Origin of the sequence: Thermophilibacter immobilis, from assembly GCF_015277515.1 — a bacterium.
GTDB lineage: Bacteria > Actinomycetota > Coriobacteriia > Coriobacteriales > Atopobiaceae > Thermophilibacter > Thermophilibacter immobilis.
On the sequence record NZ_CP063767.1, the window covers coordinates 2,056,696 to 2,076,151 of the forward strand.

The window sequence follows — 19,456 nt, forward strand, 5'->3', positions numbered from 1 at the left end:
CCAGTATTAGGACACTATATCAGTTAGATGCGCCAAGTGTCATGCTCCAGATGGCAGAACCCCTCGTCGGAGAGCTCATCGAGCAGAACCTGCACATCCGCTGAGCCAAGAGCCGTTCTACCCGCTTTTTCCTCCTCGCGCGAGAGCTCGTAGACAATCGTCTCAAAATCCGCACCGGCAGAGGCGTCTCCCTTATGGGCGAGAAGAACGCGCAGCAGCTCGGCGCGCTTCTGGCGATGCGACCCCTCGAAGCGGGACTGGCGCACGTGCGTGCGCGAGCGCCGCGACGGATTGGGCACGGTGCGCTTGAGGTAGGCACCGTAGTCGAGCAGGGCGTAGTACCACGTGCGCGGGTCGTCGGCGGGATCGGAGTCGTCGGCGGGGCAGGTGTCGCGCACGAGCGGCACGAGCTCGGAGTCGGCCACGCCATCAGACGAGGGGTAGAGCTCGTGGAGAAAGACCGTGCGAACGTTGGTCTCAAGGTAAACGGAATGCAGGTCAAAGGCAAAGGCTCGAATGCCCGCCGCCGTGGCGGGCCCGATGCCGGGAAGCGCCTGGAGAAGGGGGGCCTCCGAGGGAAGCTGCCCGCCCGCCTGTGAGACGGCCTGGGCCGCACGGTGCACGGCGAGCGCCCGGCGGTTGTAGCCCAGACCCTGCCACTCGTCGAGCACGTCGCCGGAGTCCGCCGCGGCCAGCGCGTCGGCCGTGGGAAAGCGCTCGAGCCAGCGCTGCCAGCGCCCGTCTACGCGCGTGGTCTGTGTCTGCTGGAGCATGACCTCGCTAATCCAGATGGCGTACGGGTCGCGCGTGCGCCGCCAGGGCAGGTCACGATAGAGCTCGACGCCCCGCGTGCGCACCGTGGCGCGAAAGCTCGCGAGACAGGCGTCATCGACCATGGGCTACTCCTCCCTTGCGTCCTTTGCCGCGGCGCGGGCCTCCTCCTCGCTGACCAGGCGAAAACTGCCCTCGAACAAGGGAGAGGTCCTCTCGACCACGAGCTCGTAGAGGGTCACCGACGCGAGAAACAAGCGCAGGAGGCGCTCGGCGTTGCACCAGACGGGGTTGAAGGGGCAGTTGTGGCGTCGTGGGCAGGGCTCGCCCGTCGCGGGCAGCGAGAGACAGGCTGAGACGACCACGGGGCCCTGCACCGCCTCGACAAGCTGTAGCAGCGTGGTCTTGTGCGGGTCCACGGAAAGACGCATCCCGCCGCTTGCCCCCCGGGTGTTCTCGACGATGCCGGCGAGGGCAAGATCATGCTGGATGGAGCGGGCAAACGAATAAGGAACCTCGTTCTCCCTCGCGGCCGTGCGCACGGACACGACTCCCGTGGAGTTGCTCACGAGCTCCGCAAGCATGCGTAGGGCGTAGTCGGTCTTTCTTGAAATGTCCATGCTCCCCCTTGTTCGACGCGCGAGGCGCCCTAGGCGTCCCACTCCAGAATTTTCCAGCCGTGCTGCTTGGCGATCGCGTGCAGGGTCTTGCCCGGGCAGACCGCGAACGGCTCCTGCGCATGTGAGAGGAGGTCCTTGTCGGTGTGGTGGTCACCGTAAGCGTAGGCGAGAAGCCACTGGCCAAACCCGAGCCGCTCGTCGCACCAGCGCACGACCGCACGGTACTTCTCGGCTCCCGCTATCACGGGTCCCTCGACGACACCCAGGTAAGCGCCCTGTGCATCATGCGCCATCTGCGTCGCCACGACACCGTCCATGCCGAGGGTACGGGCGGCGGCCTGGGCGATGGTCTCGAAGGTGGCGGAGACCAGGAGCGTGACGTTGCCCTCCGCGCTGCGGCGCGCGACCTCGTCCACGGCCTGCGGACGATAGCGCGGAAGCAGGACCTCGTCGTGGAAGCGCACCATGAGAGCATCCACCTCGTCGTATGGGCGACCCAGAAGCGCCCCAAAGACGAGCTCGCGCGCCTCGTCCTGACGATACGGAAGGTGCAGCTTATAACGCACGCCCCACCACCCAAGCCTGAGCGCACGACCGAGCGACATTATGTGGTTCCTGAAGAGATAGGTCGTGAAGAGGGCACCAGACTGACCGTCGACGATGGTGCCATCGAAGTCGAAGACCGCAACGTTATGAATCTCATGCCGCTCTGAGCTGGTCTGCATTCCTCATCCTGTGGTCTCGTTCAAAAATAACGAGCTATATGGTACCTCGCCCCGAGCATTGTGCGCTCGAGATACCAATCGAAGTGAGGCCGAGACGACCGCGGACAGCTGAAAACCCGAACCCCAAAGAAAAAGGGGCCCAGAGGGCCCCGAAGCGTGCAATGGCGGGATATGCGGGGCTCGAACCCGCGACCTCCGACGTGACAGGCCGGCGCTCTAACCAGCTGAGCTAATACCCCGTTCGCCTTGCGCGTGGGCAATTCTCGCATACCTCTGGGGTTCATGGCAAGAGGCAATTTGAAAAAAGCCGTTGACGGAGCCCCTTGCTACGCCAGGGCCACGTCCGTGGTCGCGCCCGTGGCGTCCGTGACGTGAATCGTCGCGTCGTCAAGCTGGGCAGACGTGGCCTCAGCAGAGCCCTGGACCATGGCGCCGTCCGAGCCCACCACATAGCCCGCGTCCGCATGGGCGTCAATCACGTAGCACGCCACGTCCCAGCTGCCATCTCGGTTCTCCGGGATGAGAATCGTGTCGTCGTGACGCATGAGCGAGAGGGGGTCTCCCTCGATCTTGAAGAGCGTGGTCGATGTCCCATCCGGCGAGGTGCACACGAGACCCCAGAGGCCATCCTCCTGCGTCTGGAGCGCATAGGAGGCGCCGCGGTAGGACACCGCCGCGTCTGTCTGTGCCTGCTCATTCGTGGAATCCTGCGTGCCCTGCTGGGTTTGGTCGGTAGCGTCTTGCTGGGTCTGATCGGAGCTCTGCGCGGCCTGCTCCGCGGGACCTGGCGTGAGTGCCGCGGTGGCGCAGCGCACCACGAAGAACAGGAGCACGAGCCCCAGGATGGCTGCCGCGACCAGGAGGGCGACGTTTTTGTGGCTGCGCTCGGGGCCTCCCTGCGGCCGATGGGCCTCCGGGTGGCGGGTCTGATAGCGCTTCTCGGCGTTGTGACGGGCTCGATCGGCTGCCTCGGAGGCGTTCTTGCGCGTGGTCACCCGCGCACCCTGCCCCTCGTGAATGGTCGAGAGGCACTCGGAGTCAGCAGTGGACCGCTCGTGACGTGCCCCGTGCGCCGGGTGCCGCTCCTCGCTGTTCGACATCTCTCGTCGTTCCTTCCCGTGAGTGCTGCTAGACCTCTTGGCGTGCCTCGATGGCACGGCCAAGGGTCACCTCGTCAGCGTATTCTAGGTCTCCCCCCACCGGCAAGCCGCTTGCGAGGCGCGTCACGCGCACGCCGAGCGGTCGGATGACCCGTGAGAGATAGGTCGCCGTGGTCTCTCCCTCCACGTCTGGGTTGGTGGCCAGGATGACCTCGCTCACCGAACCGTCTGCCAGACGAGAGAGGAGCTCGCGGACGTGGAGCTGCTCGGGCCCGATCTTGTCCATGGGGCTGATGACGCCACCAAGAACGTGGTACAAGCCATGGTAGCTGCCCGTGCGCTCGATGGCCGTGACGTCGCGCGGCTCCGAGACCACGCAGATCGAGGAGCGGTCACGCGAGACGTCGGCGCACACGTCGCAGGTGTCGCGCGTGGCGTAGGAGAAGCAGACGGGGCAAAAATGCACCTGCTGCTTGACCTCGAGAATGGCCATCGCGAGCCTGCGCGCCTCCTCCGCGTCCGCCTCGAGGAGATGGTAGGCGATTCGCTGGGCGGACTTGGGGCCGATTCCGGGAAGGCGACCCAGCTCGTCGAGGAGACGCTGGAGCGCCCGACCGTCGTTGATTGTCGAATCCATGGGCACCCTAGAAGAGGCCCGGGATGTTGAGGCCGCCCGTGGCGGCGTTGATCTGCTGGCCGGCGGCCTGTTCAGCGGACTCGAGGACGTCATTGACGGCGGCAAGGATCATGTCCTGCAGCATCTCGGCGTCTGCGGGGTCGAGGGCGTCCGGATCGATCGTGAGCGAGGTCAGGCGCAGGTCGCCCGTGGCCGTGACCTTGACGGCACCGCCTCCGGCACTGGCCGTGACCTCGGTCTCGGAGGCGCGCTGCTGGGCGGCCACAAGCTGCTCCTGCATCTTGCGAGCCTGCGCCATCATCTGGTTGCGGTTCATACCACCCATGTTGTTGTATCCCTTGGACAAGGTTCTTCCTTTCGTCAGGGGCCATGCGGCCCGGGCTTGGGCTCTGGGGCCTCTAGCCTGTGGTCTGTGAGCGGGACGGGCTAGTCGTCGTCCTCCGTGGGCTCGTCGGTGAAGCTGGGCTCAAGATTGGCGCGGGCATCGTGTGAGAGCTCGGCGGCGGCCTCGTCGTCCGTGGTCGTGGCGGCGCTCTCCACGCTCACAGAGACCGGCTGACCGAAGGCCTCGGCGAGCATCGAGGCGATGCTCGAGAACTCGGGGGTCAGGCCGGAGGAGGGCGCGGGTGGCACCGGGGACGGGGCCGGATTTGGGCTCGTGGACGCAGCCAGGGCCTGGGCTGCGGATGGAGTCTTTGAGGTCGGTTTCGAGCTCGCCGCAGAGTTCGCTTTTTTCGGCAAGGCGGTTGGCGAGAAGCCCTCCTCCTCATAGTGCTCCTCGTAGACGGTCACGTCAGAATCGCCATAGGGGACCACATCATCCGCGGGAGCGGGTTGTGGGCTCGCGCTCTGGGCAGGGGTCGGGGCGTCCCATGGCATGGGGAAATCGGCCTTCTTGGGAGCGGGAGGCGCGGCGGGCGCGGGCTCCGGCGTCCGAGCCGGCGCGGCGGAAGGTCGGGGGGCCGCCGGACGCGAAGCGGACGCGGCGGGCTTCTCGGCGCGCGAGATCTTCTGGCTGGCAAGGCTCGACTCCACGTACACAATCTGGCGAGGGCCGAAGGCCCGGGAGACCGTCGGTTCAATGCTCTCGCGCACGTCAGTGCGCTCGAGCATGCGCGCGGCGAAGCGGGAGCCCTTGGGCAGCGAAATCGTGAGCTTCTCGCCGTCGTCGGAAACAGCCGTGGACGAGAGGAGCAGGGAGCCCTTGGAGGGGACGTTGGTTACGAGCTCGTCGACGACCTGCTTCCAGAGACGCTGGAGGTTTCCGTTGGTGACCGTCGGCCGGGCGGCGGGCTGCGACGGGCTTGGGGCGAGACGGGGCGGCTCGCCCTGCGAAGCGGCGCGCGGGGCGGACTTAGGCTGGGATGCCACCTCGGGCTTCGTGGGCTCCGGGACCTGCACGGGATTCGACGCCTGCGGCGTGACGCTCGGTAACGCTGGTTCGGGCTCCTCCTCGACGGGAGCGGGAGCGCCCGAAGCCACGAGAGCCGTTGCGGCAGGCGTGGCGAGAATGGCCACCTGGCGTTCGAGGTCGGACACGCGCTCCGCAAGGGCCTCGAGCGTGAGGTCGGACTCGGGCCGCGCGCTGCGCGTGAAGGCGATCTCAAGAACGAGCCGCTGGTTGGTAGCCATGCGCATCTGACTCGAGGCGTCCCCCAAGATGGTCAGCACGCGCGCTATGCGATCTGGCGAGCCAAACGCGGCAGCCACGGAGCGCAGATGCTCGAGCTCTTCTCCCCGTGCGTCTACCACCTCATCGGAGCGCGGTGCTACCGAGACCACGTAGACGTCGCGCAGGTATGCCGCGAGCTCACGCGTGAACTGGAGCAGGTCGCGACCCGCCTCCACGAGCTTGGAGACCGCGCCGAACAGCGCGGCCACGTCTCGTGCGGCCAGCGCTCCTGAGACCTGGCCCAAGACGGAGCCGGAGACCTCGCCCAGGAAGTCGGACGCCGCCGCCATGCTCACGTCGCCCTCGCCAAAGACCGAGAGCTGCTCGAGCGAGGTCAGGGCGTCGCGCATGCCTCCGCGCGCGTGGCGCACCACGAGCTCGAGCGCGCCCTCATCGTAGGAAAACCCCTCCTGGTTGCAAATGAAGGCCAGGTGAGCCTGCATCTCCCCGCTTCCGATGGCATGGAAGTCAAAGCGCTGCACGCGCGAGAGAATCGTGGGCAGAATCTTCTGCGGGTCGGTGGTGCACATGATGAAGACCACGTGCTCGGGAGGCTCCTCGAGGGTCTTGAGCAGCGCGTTGAACGCCGCCGTGGTGAGCATGTGGACCTCGTCGATGATGTAGACCTTGCAGCGGCCACGCGTGGGAGCGTAGTTCACACGGGAGATGATCTCCTCGCGGACGTTGTCCACGCCCGTGCGCGAGGCGGCGTCGAGCTCGATGACGTCCGGGTGCTCGCCGGCCGCGATGAGATGGCACTGCTCGCAGGTTCCGTCGGGCAGAGCCGCGGGGCCGCTTTCGCACATAAGGGCCTTGGCCAGGAGGCGCGCCATGGTGGTCTTGCCCGTGCCGCGCGGGCCGCAGAACAGGTACGCGTGACTGGTACGGCCCTCGAGCACGGCCCGCTTGAGGGTCTCAACCACGTGGCTCTGGCCCACGACCTGCTCAAACGTCTGTGGGCGATACTTGGTGTACAGCGATTCCATACATCCTCCGGCGCATTGTCATGTGGCTCCTCAGTATACCTGCGCGCGCGGGGACGCTCGACCGCCCACGAGAAGAACGTCGCGGGCACACCTTCGTGGGGAGGCTGCGGCGCCGAGCTTCTCAGCAGTCCTCTCCCGACGTCACGCCACCACTGCTTTGTGCGGTCGCAAATGACAAGAACACGTGACTGACAAAAAGTAACGTTCCTCTGAACTGGGAAAATGGAGAGCTCCTTCGTTTTTATCGCCGCCCGACGACTTTTGCGGCCGCACAAACGAACGCAGGGAGCGCCCGCGTTGCCGCCGGCCTCTGGCGTACGCCCCTAACCTCGCATCGCAATCTGCTTGGAGAAGCTCGTGTCGGAGCGGCGCGCCCACGCCACGTAGAGCACGACCGAGGCCACGCACGCAAGCGAGACAATTGCCCACATGACCCCATAGCCCACGCTTGTAATGAGCACACCTGCGACTCCTCCGCCCAGGCCGTAGCCGATATCGTAGCCGCACAAGAACGTGGAGTTGGCCGAGCCGCGCTTCTCATCTGTGGCCGTATGGACCGCCATAGACTGCAGCGCAGGCTCAAGTCCGCCGAAGGCGTACCCCGAGAGCACCGCCGAGAGCACGAACGTCACCACGTTGGGAGAGAGCGCCAGCAGAAGCAAGGCCACGAGCATGGCGGCGTTTCCGGTGTAGACAAAGAGCGCCTCCCCGCGCTCGTCCACGACCCTTCCCAGCGTCACGCGCACGACCAGCAGCGACACGGACATGACCACGAAGTACACAGACCCCGAAGGCAGCCCCTCGTTCGAGGAGAAAATGGCCACGAAGTTCTCGAGCGCGCCAAGAGTGAACATGAAGACGAGCATCGTGCAGGAGGCGGGCAAGGAGTCGCGATTGATAAGTCCCTTGATGCTCAACGACGTATGGGGCACCTCGACGCGTGGGGCGCGCACGAACAGAAACAGAATCAGTCCCAGAAGCGCGATACCCGCCGCCGTCGCATACAGCACGCCATATCCTGCTCGCTCAATCAGCGTGAGGCCGAGCGCCGGCGCGAGCGCCGAGGCCAGGGCCGTCGCCATGCCGAAGCACCCCATCCCCTCGGCAAAGCGCGGTCGGGCAATGACGTCCGAGGCGACCGTAGCCGTCGTCGAGTTAGAGAACGAGAGGGCGGCACCATGCAGCATACGAGAGGCAATGGCGCACGACAGTACCGACGTGAAGAGATACCCCAGCGGAGCCAAGCCCAAGAGCAGCAGGCCCACGACCAGCACCACGCGGCGAGCCCCGTTATCGAGCCACCACCCCACAAACGGTCGACACACGACCGCGACCAGGCAGAAGAGCGCCGCGCACGCTCCAGCGTCCGCCTCGGTTCCGCCAAGGCTCTGAATGTAGAACGGGAACGTCGAGAGGCTCATGATGTGGTTCACGAACACGCAGAGATTCACCAGGATGATGAGCACAAGGTCGCGCGTCCACAACTGGGGGCGCGCGGCCTGGGCACGAGAATTTTTATGGGACATAATGCTTTCCTCCGAACGGACGCAGCTTTGACCGTCCGGCGAAGGTCGGGCGGCCACGGAGTCAATCGGACTTACGCCGCGGGGCCGCTCATCGACGTGCATCATTATAGTGAGGAAGGCGAATCATCCAGAAAAACCGACACGAAGACTTCACGGTTCTCCGTCTTAGGGTTCAGTCGGGGGATATTGCGCCCCCTGCGAACGCGCTCCCGTACAAACCAGAACCGTTCGAAAGGCCGTCTGGGGATACGATCTCTAAGCTCGTTGCGCCTTCATGCGACTATGCACCAGGCCCACTACGGTTGGGATGACCGATACCAATACGATGCCCACGATCAGCAGCTCGAAGTGGTCCTGCACAAAAGGAATCCCCCCGAAGAAGTAGCCGAGCAGCGTGAACAGCGTCGACCACGTGACGCCGCCGAGCACGTTGAAGATCACGAAGTTTCGCCAGTGCATGCCGCCCATGCCAGCGATGAACGGGACGAACGTGCGGATGAACGGAAAGAACCTCCCCAGGAAGATGGCCAGGTGTCCCCACTTCTCAAGGAACTTCTCGCTTTTCTTCATGCGCTCGGGCGTCATGACCTTGACCTTGCCCGAGGCTAGGATTCTCCCTCCAAAGAAGTGTCCGATCATGAAGTTGCACTGGTCGCCCAGAATGGCCGCGCACCAAGCCACGGCGAGAAGAGCCCAGATGTTGAACCCGCCTCCCTGGGCAAAGAACCCCGACGCGAACAGCAGAGAGTCTCCCGGCAGAAACGGGAAGAACACCACGCCCGTCTCGATGAAGATGATGAGAAAGACAAAACCATAGGCCGTCAGCGGGCCGGCCGCGATCCATCCGGCAATGGCGGCGCGCGGGTCGCGCAGCAGGTTGGCGATAAAGTCGATGAAACCCATAACCGTTCCCTCCCGGCGCAAGCCGGTCGCACGTCGCAAGAAAACGCCCCGCAGCCTTGCGGCGACGGGGCACGAGTGCGCTCGATGGGAACGGGCGCCCGCCAGAGGCCCCTTATGGCTGCTGCCTCCCGGCCCTGACCAGGTTCGAGGTGTTGCGTCGCCCGAACCCATCCAACGCGCTCGGATGTTAAGTATAGCCTAGTGAGAAGAGCTCCACTAGCGGAGCATGAATCTCCCCTGCCAAGAGTTTTTAATCCTCTTTCGCGCCGACCAAGTCTGAAAATATGGCATCCAACCGTATACAGGGGACTTGTCAACAGTTTTTTGCCATCCCTTGAGTAGCAAGCCTATCCCCGATTGAAAATCAGCAGGTCATAGACTTGACCAAAAACGAGCTACTCGGGCACACCCGATAAATCTATTGACAAGTCCCCTTTTCTATCTGCGCCAACAGAGCAGCACCAAAAAGACTGCATAACTTCTGAGAAAAGTGCAGTTCAGACTCGAACAAAATGAATAGCGGTATAGGTGTCGGCGTATCCGAGCAACGCTAGGACGTACTCGCGGACAGCAGCGTGCCCCTAAGATGTTACAGACCTTGCCCCCATGAGCCCATACGCTGCGAGCACGTGAAAACTCACTGCTCGCGCGGCGGGTGGACTGCTACGCTAGATTGGTCCCTAAACAATGTGTCCGAGGGAGTCAACGTGATCAACAGGTTCTGCAGGCAGCCACTTTGGGAGTGCAACGCCACGCTCGTCCGCGTGGCGCAGGGCCTCGAGCCCGCCGACACCGTCATTCGCCACGCTACCCTCGTGAGCGTCACCACCCACGAGCTCCTGCCTGACGCCGACATCGCGCTCTCTTGTGGACGCGTGGCCTACCTAGGCATCGACGGACACACAGCAGAGCACTGCATCGGCGAGAAGACCCACGTCATCGATGCCACCGGACTTTTTGCCACCCCCGGTTTCATGGACAGCCACATCCACATAGAAAGCTCGATGGTCGGCGTGGCCGAGTACGCGCGCGCCGTGGTCCCGCATGGCACCACGGGCGTCTTCTGCGACCCACATGAGTGCGCCAACGTGCGCGGCCTTGAGGGCGTGCGCTCCATGTACGAGGACGCCGACCGCGTGCCGCTCAAGGCCATGGTCACCACGCCGTCGTGCGTGCCGGCCGTGACCGGCGTCGAGGACACGGGATCCTCGATCGACGCCACCCAGGTCGCCGAGACCATGAACTGGGACAACGTGGTTGGCCTGGGCGAGATGATGAACTTCCCCGGCATCCTTGCGGGCGAGGAGAACGCCCTCGGTGAGGTCAGCGCCACCCTAGCCGCCGACAAGCGCGCGACCGGCCACTACACTATGCCCGAGACCGACCGCGGCCTCAACGCCTACATCGCCTCCGGGGTCTCGACCTGTCATGAGAGCGCGCGGCTCGAGGACGTCATCGCCAAGCTCCGCCTGGGCATGTACGTGCAGCTGCGCCAGGGTTCCGCCTGGCACAACCTGCCCGTCTACCTGCCCGGCCTTCTGGAGTCTGGCGTCGACCTGCGCCACTGCACCCTGTGCTCCGACGACAACCACCCCCAGACCCTCGTCGGCGACGGCCACATGGACCGCATCCTGCGCCTTGCCGTCGAGCTGGGCTGCGACCCCGTCACCGCCATCCAGATGTGCACGCTCAACTGCGCCGAGTACTTCGGGCTGGGGGCGGACATGGGCTCGATCACGCCAGGCATGTGCGCCGACATCGTGCTTCTCGATGACCTCAAGGACTTCTTCGCCCGCAAGGTTCTCATCGACGGGGAGGTCGTGGCCGAGAACGGCCGTGCTCTGTTCGAGGCGGCACCCCGCGACTGGCCCGACTGGATGACCCACACGATGAGCCTGGGCTTCGAGCCCACGGCCGAGACCTTCGCCCTCAGAGTCGATCGCCCGGACGGCGTCGCACGCGTCCGGGCGATGGGCATCGAGCCCGGCCAGACCATCACCAAGGACATCGTCGTCGAGGTGCCCGTGAGAGACGGGAAGCTTCTTGCCGATCACGCGCACGATGTGCTCAAGGTATGCGTCTTCGATCGCCATCACGGTGCCGCGGGCACCCATTCTCAGGGCTTCGTCACGGGCTTTGGCATCCACGGGGCGCTCGCACAGACCGTCTCTCACGATGCCCACAACCTCCTGGTCATGGGCGATAGCGACGAGGACATGGCCCTGGCGGCCCGCGCCCTCGTCGCGTGCGGCGGAGGCGAGGTCGCCGTGGCCGACGGCCACGTCCTTGCCCTCGTGGAGCTGCCGGTCTGCGGCCTCATGAGCACCGAGCCGGTCGAGGTCGTGGCCCAGAAGGTCGCGCACATCGAGAAGGCCTGGGTCCAGATGGGCTGCACCATGCCGTCGCCGTTTATGACGATGGGCGTCATGTCCCTCGCCTGCGTCCCCGAGCTGCGCCTCACCAATCGCGGCTACGTGAACTGCCTCACCTTTGAGATGGAGGGTCTTCTCGTCGAGTAGCCCACAGGCAGAGGGCCGAAACTAGACGAGGGCCCGAGACGCTGCGTCTCGGGCCCCCACTTTGGCAGCTGCCAAGCTTATCGCTCACACAGTGCGTCGACACGCGAGCGAGCCCGCCGTGTCATCGCTCCCTGCACGACGTGAATGATGCCCGACCGAGCCGCTCCCAAACGGGGAGCTCCGGCGAACGGCGTTCTTCACCGGCGAAGCATATCTCGCCGACACGCCCTCCACAGGCGCGGTAGGATTTGTAAGCAGCCAAGAGAGGGAGAAACCGTCATGGCCAAGAAGTTCGGCACACGCCACAAGAACGTCGTACCGAGCGGTCCCAAGTTCGATGATGCCTACGAGGGCGTGCGCTTCTCGGCGACGTTCGACTACGGCGAGCTCTCGCTCACGCGCGCGGCGGCGCAGTTGGCCCCTCGCAGCAAGACCGCGACCACGGGGGTCGCCTTCGTCTGCCTGGCGGGCATGGTCGCCGTCCTCATGATCAGCGAGGACAACCTCGTCTGGGCGCTCGTCTTCATGGTGCCCGCCCTTGTCGCGCTGAACGCCATCACCAACTGGCACAAGCTCCAGCTCCGCTACGCGCGCAAGACCACCCTGGGGGCCGCGGACGGCATCGGCCGACGCCACGTCGTGGTGTGCGAGGACGCCGTGCACACCCAGGTCGAAGGCGGGGCGGTCACCTCCTACCCCCTCTCCGAGCTGCGCGCCGTCTACGACACCGAGGACTGCGTCGTGGCCGGCTTTGGCTCCAAGCGCTACGTCTACGTGCCGCGAGCGGCGCTGAGCGAGAACCGCTTCCGCGATCTCGTGCGCTTCCTGCGCGAAAAGCGCCGCTAGAGACGCGGGCGCGCACTTTTTCGCTACACTGTAGCAATTGCTCCGATACAAGCGGCGCAGCTGCCCCTCTCGCAGGCGCGGGAGGGGCTTTCCATGAGGAGCCGCCGCACTCTAGAACAGGAACCTACACGCATGCCCATGACCCAAAGCACCACCGCACCCGACGCGACGACCTTCTCCGCGCTCGGCCTCTCCCCTGACGTTCTCGCCGCCGTGGACGGCCTCGGCTACGACGAGCCCACCCCCGTCCAGGCCCAGGCCATCCCCTATGCCCTCGAGGGGCGCGATCTGCTTGCCGCCGCCCAGACCGGCACCGGCAAGACCGCCGCCTTCCTTTTGCCCGCCCTCAGCCGCCTGGGCCACGCCGCGCGCCAGCAGGGCCCCCTCATGCTCGTGGTGACGCCCACGCGCGAGCTCGCCCAGCAGATCGCCGACGTGTGCTCCGCCATCGAGAAGCGCACGCACCATCGCAGCGCCACCGTGGTGGGGGGCGTGGGATACGAGCCCCAGAAGGCCGCCCTGCGCCGCGGCTGCGACGTCCTCGTGGCCACGCCGGGGCGCCTCGTCGACCTCATCGAGCAGGGCGTGGCGGACCTCTCCGGAGTCGGAGTGCTCGTGATCGACGAGGCGGACCGCATGCTTGACATGGGCTTCTTGCCCGCCATGCGCAAGATCGTGGGACAGACGCCCGCTGATCGCCAGACGATGCTCTTCTCGGCCACGCTCGACGAGGGCTCCATTGGCGGAATCCGCGACCTCGTGAGCAACCCGGCCATCGTGGAGATCGCCCACAAGGGCACCGTGGCCGATACCATCGACCAGTTCGAGCTGCCGGTCTCGCTCGAGGCTAAGAACAACCTGCTCGCACCGGTCCTGGCGGCCGAGGGGCCGCAGCACGTCATCGTGTTCTGCCGCACCAAGCACCGAGCGGACGCCTGCTGCCGCAGGCTGCGGCGGGCGGGCATCTCGTGTGCGCCCATCCATGGCAACCGCAGCCAGAACCAGCGCGAGCGCGCGCTCGCGAGCTTCCGCTCGGGCGAGGTGGACGTGCTCGTGGCCACCGACGTCCTCGCACGCGGCATCGACGTCTCCGACGTGCGCTATGTGGTGAACTTCGACGTTCCCGCCGACCCCGAGGACTACATCCACCGCATCGGGCGCACGGGGCGCGCGGGCGAGACGGGCTGGGCGCTCACCTTCGTGACCGTCAACGACGCTGACGACCTACTCGCCATCGAGCGTCTCATGGGCCAGGTCGTACCCGCCTACGAGCCCGCCCGGTCGCTGGACACGGGCGAGGAGCCGCCCGAGCTCGACCCCAGCCGCACCGCCGAGAAACCTCATGGCGGCAAGAAGAGCAGCCGCACCCGCAAGCGCGGAGGCTCCGGCAAGAGTCGCAATCAGGAGAAGACCGTCGAAGTGAGCATGCCATCGGAGGCCCCAAAGCCCTCGAAGCCCCAGGGCCGCGGCCCCAGCAAGCGCGGCGAGAAGCGCCCAGGCGAGGCTCCGCGCAAGAAGGCTCCCGCGCAGCGCTCGGGCTCGTCGTCGCGCCGCCGTCCTGGCGACCATGGCGGCGCTCGCACCCGTTCGTAGCCTTTGCGGGGGCGGGGACACCCGCCCCCTCACGCCAGACCCTAGGCGTCGTTCTTCCAAACCAGGTCGATGACAATCGATACGACGCCGCAGGAGATCCCGCCGATGGGCCACGGGAGCCAGAAGGGCATCGAGGCCTGGCTACCCGTTTGCGCGGGAGAGCTGAAGAGCCATACGAGCGCGACGATGGTGGACGCCAGCATGATCAGGCCGCAGATGCCTCCGGTGACCTCCCCCTTGCGCGCAGCCCTCCCCCTCTTGGCAGCCAAGAGCCTCTCACGACGGTCCTCGTCAATCTGCGCGGCCATGATGTCCTCCACCTCGGCATCCCAGAGGGCCTCCCTGTTGTAGGCCGACAGATCGTGACCGTGGTAAAGCATGCTCCACCGCACGATCATCCATACGGCCACCGCAACGATCGCCATAAACAGGGTGTCCGCCCCGCCTTCGAATGCGCTGCCATCCATGAGGGCAGAGGGGATGCACCCCACAAGAATCAGGCCCACGCCCGCTACGAGCGCGACTGCCAGGTCATGGCGAGCAGTGCCCTTCTCGGCCTGCGTGTAGAAGTCCTCGACGTAAGGATGTGAGCGCTTGAACGCCGTGTGCTCCATGCCTGCGGGAATCAAAAAGGCCAGGGAAAGGGCCACCGCCCCAAGAATCGGAATGGCTGAGAGCTCATCAGAGAACCCATAGGACCCCGCAAGAAAGTCCGCCAGCGTACCAAGGGCAACGCCGGCGATAATCACGGCGACACCGGAGGATATCCGGTTCGCAAAGAGACGCAGGTGCTCGTCGTAGCCGCAGACGTCAGTCGGCGGGCCCGAGACGAGCGCGGCCGCACCAGAATCCGAGGCACGACCCGTGAGGTCACCCTGCACCAGCTCGTCAAGGGAACAGTCGAAGACATGGCAGATTTTGATGAGCTTGTCCATCTCGGGATAGCTCTTCTCGGCCTCCCACTTGGTCACCGACTGGCGAGAGACGCCGAGCAGCATGGCAAGCTGCTCCTGGGTCATGTTGCGCATGGCGCGCAGGTGCTGGAGGTTATCTCGAAAGCTCATGGTCGCCCTTCTCTGATGCGGTACTGACACCGTCCAAGCTACGGTAGCAGACGGTCACCCGCCACCAACTCGGAGCTGCTTTTCTTGAAGCTAGGGCACCTCGCAGTTGCAAAGTGCAGGTCAACGCTGTCAAGCCGGAGGGGAACACCGAGGCTGAACCTCTGGTTCCTGTCTCATGCCGAATAACTGCGTTCGCATAAGGGACTAGCATGATACGCATTGATACCGCTGCTGATCTTGGACGCCTCATCTCTGCAGAACGCCGGAAGCAGGGCTACATTCTGAACTGCCCATAATCAGAAAAAACGGGTCCCGAGCACGTCCTCACGCGCCCGGAGCCCCGTGTCGCCTCAAACCTATCGGCACCCCTACCTGCGGTGCTCGCGATAATATGCGATGAGCGCCTTCGTACTCGCATCCTGCTCGGCAAGGGCGGCGTCATCGTGAAAGGCGGGGGTTATCTGCTTGGCAAGCTGCTTGCCCAGTTCGACGCCCCACTGATCGTAGGAGTCCACGCCCCAGACTGTGCCCTCAACAAAGGTGATGTGCTCGTAGAGGGCGATGAGCTCGCCGAGCGCGTGCGGCGTGAGCTCCGTGCCAAAAATCGAGGTCGTGGGGCGATTGCCCGCAAAGACGCGCGCGGGAACCACCCTCTCGGGCGTGCCCTCGGCGCGGACCTCGTCGGCCGTCTTGCCAAAGGCGAGGGCCTTGGTCTGCGCGAGGAAGTTGCCCAGGAAGAGCTCGTGAACGTCCTGGTCACCGTCGCGCGTGGGGTTAGGCGTGTTCACGAAGGCGATAAAGTCTGCGGGAACCACGCGCGTTCCCTGATGAATGAGCTGGTAGAAGGCATGCTGACCGTTGGTGCCCGGCTCGCCCCAGAAAATCTCGCCCGTGCCGGAGCTCACCGGGGAGCCGTCCCAGCGCACGCTCTTGCCGTTGGACTCCATCGTGAGCTGCTGGAGGTAGGCCGGGAAGCGATGCAGATACTGGTTGTAGGGCAGCACCGCGTGGCTGCCCATGCCCCAGAAGTTGACGTACCAGACGTTGATGAGCCCCATGAGGGCCACGACGTTCTTCTCGAGCGGGGTGGCCTGGAAGTAGACGTCGAGGTCGTGGAAGCCGGCCAGAAACTCCCTGAAGCGCTGAGGCCCCAGGGCCACGATGAGCGAGAGGCCCACTGCGGAGTCCACCGAGTAGCGGCCACCCACCCAGCTCCAGAACCCAAAGGCGTTGGCGGGGTCGATGCCAAAGTCTTCCACCAGGTCAAGCGCCGTCGAGACCGCCACGAAGTGCTTCTTGATGGCGGCGGCGTCCTGCTCGGCTGAGCCGTCAAGGACCCCGGAGGCGCGCAGGCTCTCGAGCAGCCAGGCACGAGCCTCGCGGGCATTGGTCAGAGTCTCGAGCGTAGTGAAGGTCTTGGAGACCACGATGCACAGCGTGGTCTCGGGATCGAGGCGGCGGACCTTCTCAGCCATGTCGTTGGGGTCGATGTTGGAGACGTAGGTGCAGTCGATGCCTGCGTCCGCGTAGGGCTTGAGCGCCTCATAGACCATGACGGGGCCCAGGTCAGAGCCGCCGATGCCGATGCTCAGGACGTGCTCGATGCGCTTGCCCGTAATGCCCGTCCACGCACCGGAGCGCACGCGCTCGGCAAAGTCGTACATGCGGTCGAGCGTCTTGTGGACGTCCGCGACGCAGTCCTGCTCGCCATTCATGACCGTGCCCGCATCCGAGAGCGGACGACGCAGCGCGGTGTGGAGCACGGCGCGGTCCTCGGTCGTGTTGATACGCGCGCCCGCGAACATGGCGTCGCGGCGCTGCTCGAGCCCGACGGCGCGCGCAAGGTCGCAGAGCAGGCCCAGGGTGGTCTTGTCGACGAGGTTCTTGGAGAGATCAAAGTGCAGGTCATCTAGGTCGAAGGAGAGCGCGTCCACCCGGTTGGGATTATCCGCGAACGCACTCTTGAGCGTGAACCCGGAACTCACGAGCTCGTTGTGGCGAGTATCGAGGGCAGCCCAGGCAGGTGTCTTGGTGGCATCAACAGGCGTGGGAATGGTAGACATAAGATGCTCCTTTGGGGCGACCCTGGGCAGAGACGCAGCCGAGACAGCTGCGTACCAATGGCAAGCATACCGCGACCAGCTCAGGTGCGCAGAGAAAAATGGCGGGCGCTCTAGAACGGCTCCCCGAGCGGCGGCACCCGCTTGAGGCGCGCCCACATGACCTGCTTCTCGTGCGCATCGCCGAGCGCCTCCGCAAAGCCGCCGAGGTTGAGCACGCGCATCCCACAGACCTGCGCCACGGCGCCCGGAACGAGCATGGCCTCCTCGAGCGTCTCTATGGACGCGAGATCATCGGCGAAGGCCTCGCGCACCGCGTCGGCCGCCGCCTCGTCGCAGCAGACGAGCGTGGCAGGATCGAGGGTGCATACCGCCTCGCGCATGAGCGCAGCTCCCAGTGGGGCGCCGTCCACGTTCACGCTCAGGAGCGTCTCCCACTCCTCGGGAGCGTAGCCAAGGGCCTTGAGCGATGCCTTGAGCGCCGCGCCGTCCGCACACGAGAAGGGCTCGGCTCCGTCGCGCTCCTTGACCGTGAGCTCCCCCTTGGCAAGAAGGATTGGCGAGAAGGCGTTGCCGCCCATCCTCACGCCTCGAGCAACGAGCTCGTCAACCTCGGCGGCAGCCTTGTCCAAGTATGCGCGGCGGCGCGCGTCTCTCGCGGATGCCATGGGATTCTCCTTTCGCGGGGCTTTAGTGTACGGCCGCAGCTCCTCTTCGCTCACGCAAAATGCGTGCTCCCCCCTGACTGTGATAACCGCAGCGATTCGGGTATAACCCCTGTCAAGCAGAACGAAAGCGTGGGCGGAGGGCCGTCCACATGACACAGGAGGTTCCTCATGGCTCAGCCTATCACCACCGCAGAGTTTGACTCTGTTCTTTCCGGCTCCGACAAGCCGGTGCTCATTGACTTCTGGGCTTCTTGGTGCGGCCCCTGCCGCGCGCTTGGCCCCGTGGTCGAGCAGATTTCCAACGAGATGGCTGACCAGCTGACCGTTTACAAGTGCAATGTCGACGAGGAGCCCGACCTCGCCACCAAGTTCCGCATCGTCTCCATCCCCACGCTGATTCTGTTCAAGGACGGCAAGCCTGCTCACACTATGGTGGGCAACACCCCCAAGCCCGAGCTCGTGGCAGAGCTTAAGGCAAACCTGTAGGAGTTGCATGGGTTCCCCTATGAACTCTATTGTGCAGGGCGTTCGCTCCTTTGGAAGCGGCGCTCTGCATTTGATTCGCACGAACGCCCTCACGCTCGCCCTTCTGGCCGCCGCACTCGTCTTCGTGATGCTCCTCGAGGACGTGGCCGAGGGTGAGATCATGCGTCTTGACGTTCTGGCCTACTGGTTCTTTGTCCAGACGCTCCGCTCCGATGTGGTGACCCCCGTCATGGAGGGGTTCACCTCGCTCTCCTCGGTAGTGGTCGTTGCTGTCATGACACTGGTCGTGGCGGCACTCGCCCCCGGCAAGGCACCGGGCTGGTGCGTCACCGTCAACATCGGGGGCGCCGGCGTGCTGAACATCCTGCTCAAGAACATCATCCAACGTCCCCGCCCGGACGGCTTTCGCCTTGTTGCCGAGAGCGGCTACAGCTTTCCCTCGGGACACTCCATGATCTCGATGGCGTTCTTCGGGCTCGTCATCTGGATGGTCTGGCACTACCATGAGGATGACGTCATGCGCTACGTATGGTGCGCTGTCTTTGGCCTCATCATCGCCCTGGTGGGCATCAGCAGAATCTACCTGGGCGTCCACTACGCCTCGGACGTGATCGCGGGCTTCTGCGTCTCGATCATCTGGCTCGTCTTCTACACAAAGATCATCGCGCCGCTCTTCATGCCCGACCTTCCCGTGCGAAAGAGCGCGCAAAAGCAGATTTCTCCATCTCCGTAAAGGGCAAAGGGGACTTGTCAGCAGCTTTTTCTCGTCTGGCCGAGTATCAAGGCTGCTGACAAGTCCCCTTTGCCCCTACGGGAGCTCGATAATGCGTGCCTCGAGGATGGTTCCGTCGTCCCCGCACACGATGCGCCCCATCGAGGGTTGGGAGTGACGCGGATAGGTGGGGCTCCCGGGGTTCATCACCAAGGTCTTTGTCCATTCGTCGCGCTCCACGAAGGGCGTGTGCGTATGCCCGCAGATGGCGATGTCGCTCATCGAGAGGTTGAGGTGCTCGCGATAGTGATTGATCTGCCACTTGAGGCCGCTGCCATAGAAGATCTTCCTCGCCCTGACCAGGGGCCCGTAGTCGTAGGCCCAATCGTTGTTGCCCAGGCACATCTGAACCGGAGCGATGTCGCAGAGGGTCCGATAATCGGAGGGCGAGCAGATGTCGCCCGCATGCACGATTACATTGGCACCCTGGAGGTTCTCCAGAAGTCCTGGAGAGAGAAACCCATGGGTGTCCGCGATGATGTCGTAACGCGTCTTTGTCACAAAAAAC

General features: G+C 64.8%; 18 protein-coding genes, 1 tRNA gene and 1 other RNA gene. 5 read left to right on the forward strand and 15 right to left on the reverse strand.

Annotated elements, in window-relative coordinates:
• Positions 1-23 precede the first annotated feature (23 nt).
• The 11 genes from INP52_RS09345 to ffs form a co-directional block, all read right to left on the reverse strand.
• Positions 24-896: an HhH-GPD family protein gene (locus INP52_RS09345; RefSeq protein WP_194371172.1), complete on the reverse strand. Its 873-nt coding sequence runs from the start codon at positions 894-896 to the stop codon at positions 24-26.
• A 3-nt stretch (positions 897-899) separates the two neighbouring features.
• Positions 900-1,391, reverse strand: coding sequence for an RrF2 family transcriptional regulator (locus INP52_RS09350; RefSeq protein ID WP_194371174.1), 492 nt, complete (start codon positions 1,389-1,391; stop codon positions 900-902).
• Between the two features lie 29 nt (positions 1,392-1,420).
• Complete coding sequence (locus INP52_RS09355; RefSeq protein ID WP_194371175.1) at positions 1,421-2,116, reverse strand: HAD family hydrolase; 696 nt, start codon at positions 2,114-2,116, stop codon at positions 1,421-1,423.
• 162 nt (positions 2,117-2,278) lie between these two features.
• Positions 2,279-2,355: transfer RNA gene (locus INP52_RS09360), tRNA-Asp, on the reverse strand.
• A gap of 87 nt (positions 2,356-2,442) precedes the next feature.
• Positions 2,443-3,216: a hypothetical protein gene (locus tag INP52_RS09365; protein ID WP_194371177.1), complete on the reverse strand. Its 774-nt coding sequence runs from the start codon at positions 3,214-3,216 to the stop codon at positions 2,443-2,445.
• Positions 3,217-3,244: 28 nt separating this feature from the next.
• Positions 3,245-3,853: a recombination mediator RecR gene (recR, locus tag INP52_RS09370; RefSeq protein ID WP_194371179.1), complete on the reverse strand. Its 609-nt coding sequence runs from the start codon at positions 3,851-3,853 to the stop codon at positions 3,245-3,247.
• 7 nt (positions 3,854-3,860) lie between these two features.
• The gene (locus INP52_RS09375) at positions 3,861-4,178 is read right to left on the reverse strand and encodes a YbaB/EbfC family nucleoid-associated protein (protein ID WP_194372941.1); all 318 of its coding nucleotides are present in this window, start codon (positions 4,176-4,178) and stop codon (positions 3,861-3,863) included.
• Positions 4,179-4,279: 101 nt separating this feature from the next.
• Positions 4,280-6,511 (reverse strand): DNA polymerase III subunit gamma/tau, encoded by a 2,232-nt coding sequence (dnaX, locus tag INP52_RS09380; protein ID WP_194371181.1) that lies wholly within the window; start codon positions 6,509-6,511, stop codon positions 4,280-4,282.
• Positions 6,512-6,834: 323 nt separating this feature from the next.
• Complete coding sequence (locus INP52_RS09385) at positions 6,835-8,037, reverse strand: MFS transporter (RefSeq protein ID WP_194371183.1); 1,203 nt, start codon at positions 8,035-8,037, stop codon at positions 6,835-6,837.
• A 255-nt stretch (positions 8,038-8,292) separates the two neighbouring features.
• Positions 8,293-8,940, reverse strand: a complete 648-nt coding sequence (locus tag INP52_RS09390) for a DedA family protein (protein ID WP_194371185.1) — start codon at positions 8,938-8,940, stop codon at positions 8,293-8,295.
• 78 nt (positions 8,941-9,018) lie between these two features.
• Positions 9,019-9,114: signal recognition particle sRNA small type (ffs, locus tag INP52_RS09395), an RNA gene on the reverse strand.
• Positions 9,115-9,647: 533 nt separating this feature from the next.
• On the opposite strand from ffs, the gene INP52_RS09400 reads away from it, so the two are divergent.
• The 3 genes from INP52_RS09400 (at position 9,648) to INP52_RS09410 (ending at position 13,898) form a co-directional block, all read left to right on the forward strand.
• A complete protein-coding gene (locus INP52_RS09400; RefSeq protein ID WP_194371187.1) occupies positions 9,648-11,459 on the forward strand; it encodes an adenine deaminase in 1,812 nt (603 codons plus the stop codon).
• Between the two features lie 279 nt (positions 11,460-11,738).
• Entirely contained in the window at positions 11,739-12,305 is a 567-nt protein-coding gene (locus INP52_RS09405) for a YcxB family protein (protein WP_194371189.1), read from the forward strand.
• Between the two features lie 132 nt (positions 12,306-12,437).
• The gene (locus INP52_RS09410; protein WP_194371191.1) at positions 12,438-13,898 is read left to right on the forward strand and encodes a DEAD/DEAH box helicase; all 1,461 of its coding nucleotides are present in this window, start codon (positions 12,438-12,440) and stop codon (positions 13,896-13,898) included.
• Between the two features lie 41 nt (positions 13,899-13,939).
• Here the strand turns inward: INP52_RS09410 and INP52_RS09415 are convergent, their stop codons facing one another.
• From INP52_RS09415 to INP52_RS09425, 3 genes are all read right to left on the reverse strand, one after another.
• The gene (locus tag INP52_RS09415) at positions 13,940-14,962 is read right to left on the reverse strand and encodes a helix-turn-helix transcriptional regulator (RefSeq protein WP_194371193.1); all 1,023 of its coding nucleotides are present in this window, start codon (positions 14,960-14,962) and stop codon (positions 13,940-13,942) included.
• Positions 14,963-15,330: 368 nt separating this feature from the next.
• Positions 15,331-17,025 (reverse strand): glucose-6-phosphate isomerase, encoded by a 1,695-nt coding sequence (gene pgi, locus INP52_RS09420; protein WP_194371195.1) that lies wholly within the window; start codon positions 17,023-17,025, stop codon positions 15,331-15,333.
• A 110-nt stretch (positions 17,026-17,135) separates the two neighbouring features.
• Complete coding sequence (locus INP52_RS09425) at positions 17,136-17,690, reverse strand: hypothetical protein (protein WP_194371197.1); 555 nt, start codon at positions 17,688-17,690, stop codon at positions 17,136-17,138.
• 168 nt (positions 17,691-17,858) lie between these two features.
• Between INP52_RS09425 and trxA the strand changes: the two genes are divergently transcribed.
• Together trxA and INP52_RS09435 are read left to right on the forward strand one after the other, a co-directional pair.
• On the forward strand, positions 17,859-18,176 hold the full coding sequence (gene trxA, locus INP52_RS09430) for a thioredoxin (RefSeq protein WP_194371199.1): 318 nt from the start codon (positions 17,859-17,861) through the stop codon (positions 18,174-18,176).
• Positions 18,177-18,195: 19 nt separating this feature from the next.
• A complete protein-coding gene (locus INP52_RS09435; protein ID WP_194371201.1) occupies positions 18,196-18,909 on the forward strand; it encodes a phosphatase PAP2 family protein in 714 nt (237 codons plus the stop codon).
• Between the two features lie 75 nt (positions 18,910-18,984).
• Here the strand turns inward: INP52_RS09435 and INP52_RS09440 are convergent, their stop codons facing one another.
• Positions 18,985-19,449 carry a metallophosphoesterase family protein gene (locus tag INP52_RS09440; RefSeq protein ID WP_194371204.1) on the reverse strand — a complete coding sequence of 155 codons (465 nt, stop codon included), beginning with the start codon at positions 19,447-19,449 and terminating at the stop codon, positions 18,985-18,987.
• Positions 19,450-19,456: the final 7 nt, after the last annotated feature.

What these genes read in the sequence shown, in the direction of transcription:
- INP52_RS09345 (WP_194371172.1), bottom strand. Translation starts at nt 896, where the DNA reads ATGGTCGATGACGCCTGTCTCGCGAGCTTTCGCGCCACGGTGCGCACG.
- INP52_RS09350 (WP_194371174.1), bottom strand. Translation starts at nt 1,391, where the DNA reads ATGGACATTTCAAGAAAGACCGACTACGCCCTACGCATGCTTGCGGAG.
- INP52_RS09355 (WP_194371175.1), bottom strand. Translation starts at nt 2,116, where the DNA reads ATGCAGACCAGCTCAGAGCGGCATGAGATTCATAACGTTGCGGTCTTC.
- INP52_RS09365 (WP_194371177.1), bottom strand. Translation starts at nt 3,216, where the DNA reads ATGTCGAACAGCGAGGAGCGGCACCCGGCGCACGGGGCACGTCACGAG.
- recR (WP_194371179.1), bottom strand. Translation starts at nt 3,853, where the DNA reads ATGGATTCGACAATCAACGACGGTCGGGCGCTCCAGCGTCTCCTCGAC.
- INP52_RS09375 (WP_194372941.1), bottom strand. Translation starts at nt 4,178, where the DNA reads ATGGGTGGTATGAACCGCAACCAGATGATGGCGCAGGCTCGCAAGATG.
- dnaX (WP_194371181.1), bottom strand. Translation starts at nt 6,511, where the DNA reads ATGGAATCGCTGTACACCAAGTATCGCCCACAGACGTTTGAGCAGGTC.
- INP52_RS09385 (WP_194371183.1), bottom strand. Translation starts at nt 8,037, where the DNA reads ATGTCCCATAAAAATTCTCGTGCCCAGGCCGCGCGCCCCCAGTTGTGG.
- INP52_RS09390 (WP_194371185.1), bottom strand. Translation starts at nt 8,940, where the DNA reads ATGGGTTTCATCGACTTTATCGCCAACCTGCTGCGCGACCCGCGCGCC.
- INP52_RS09405 (WP_194371189.1), top strand. Translation starts at nt 11,739, where the DNA reads ATGGCCAAGAAGTTCGGCACACGCCACAAGAACGTCGTACCGAGCGGT.
- INP52_RS09410 (WP_194371191.1), top strand. Translation starts at nt 12,438, where the DNA reads ATGCCCATGACCCAAAGCACCACCGCACCCGACGCGACGACCTTCTCC.
- INP52_RS09415 (WP_194371193.1), bottom strand. Translation starts at nt 14,962, where the DNA reads ATGAGCTTTCGAGATAACCTCCAGCACCTGCGCGCCATGCGCAACATG.
- pgi (WP_194371195.1), bottom strand. Translation starts at nt 17,025, where the DNA reads ATGTCTACCATTCCCACGCCTGTTGATGCCACCAAGACACCTGCCTGG.
- INP52_RS09425 (WP_194371197.1), bottom strand. Translation starts at nt 17,690, where the DNA reads ATGGCATCCGCGAGAGACGCGCGCCGCCGCGCATACTTGGACAAGGCT.
- trxA (WP_194371199.1), top strand. Translation starts at nt 17,859, where the DNA reads ATGGCTCAGCCTATCACCACCGCAGAGTTTGACTCTGTTCTTTCCGGC.
- INP52_RS09435 (WP_194371201.1), top strand. Translation starts at nt 18,196, where the DNA reads ATGAACTCTATTGTGCAGGGCGTTCGCTCCTTTGGAAGCGGCGCTCTG.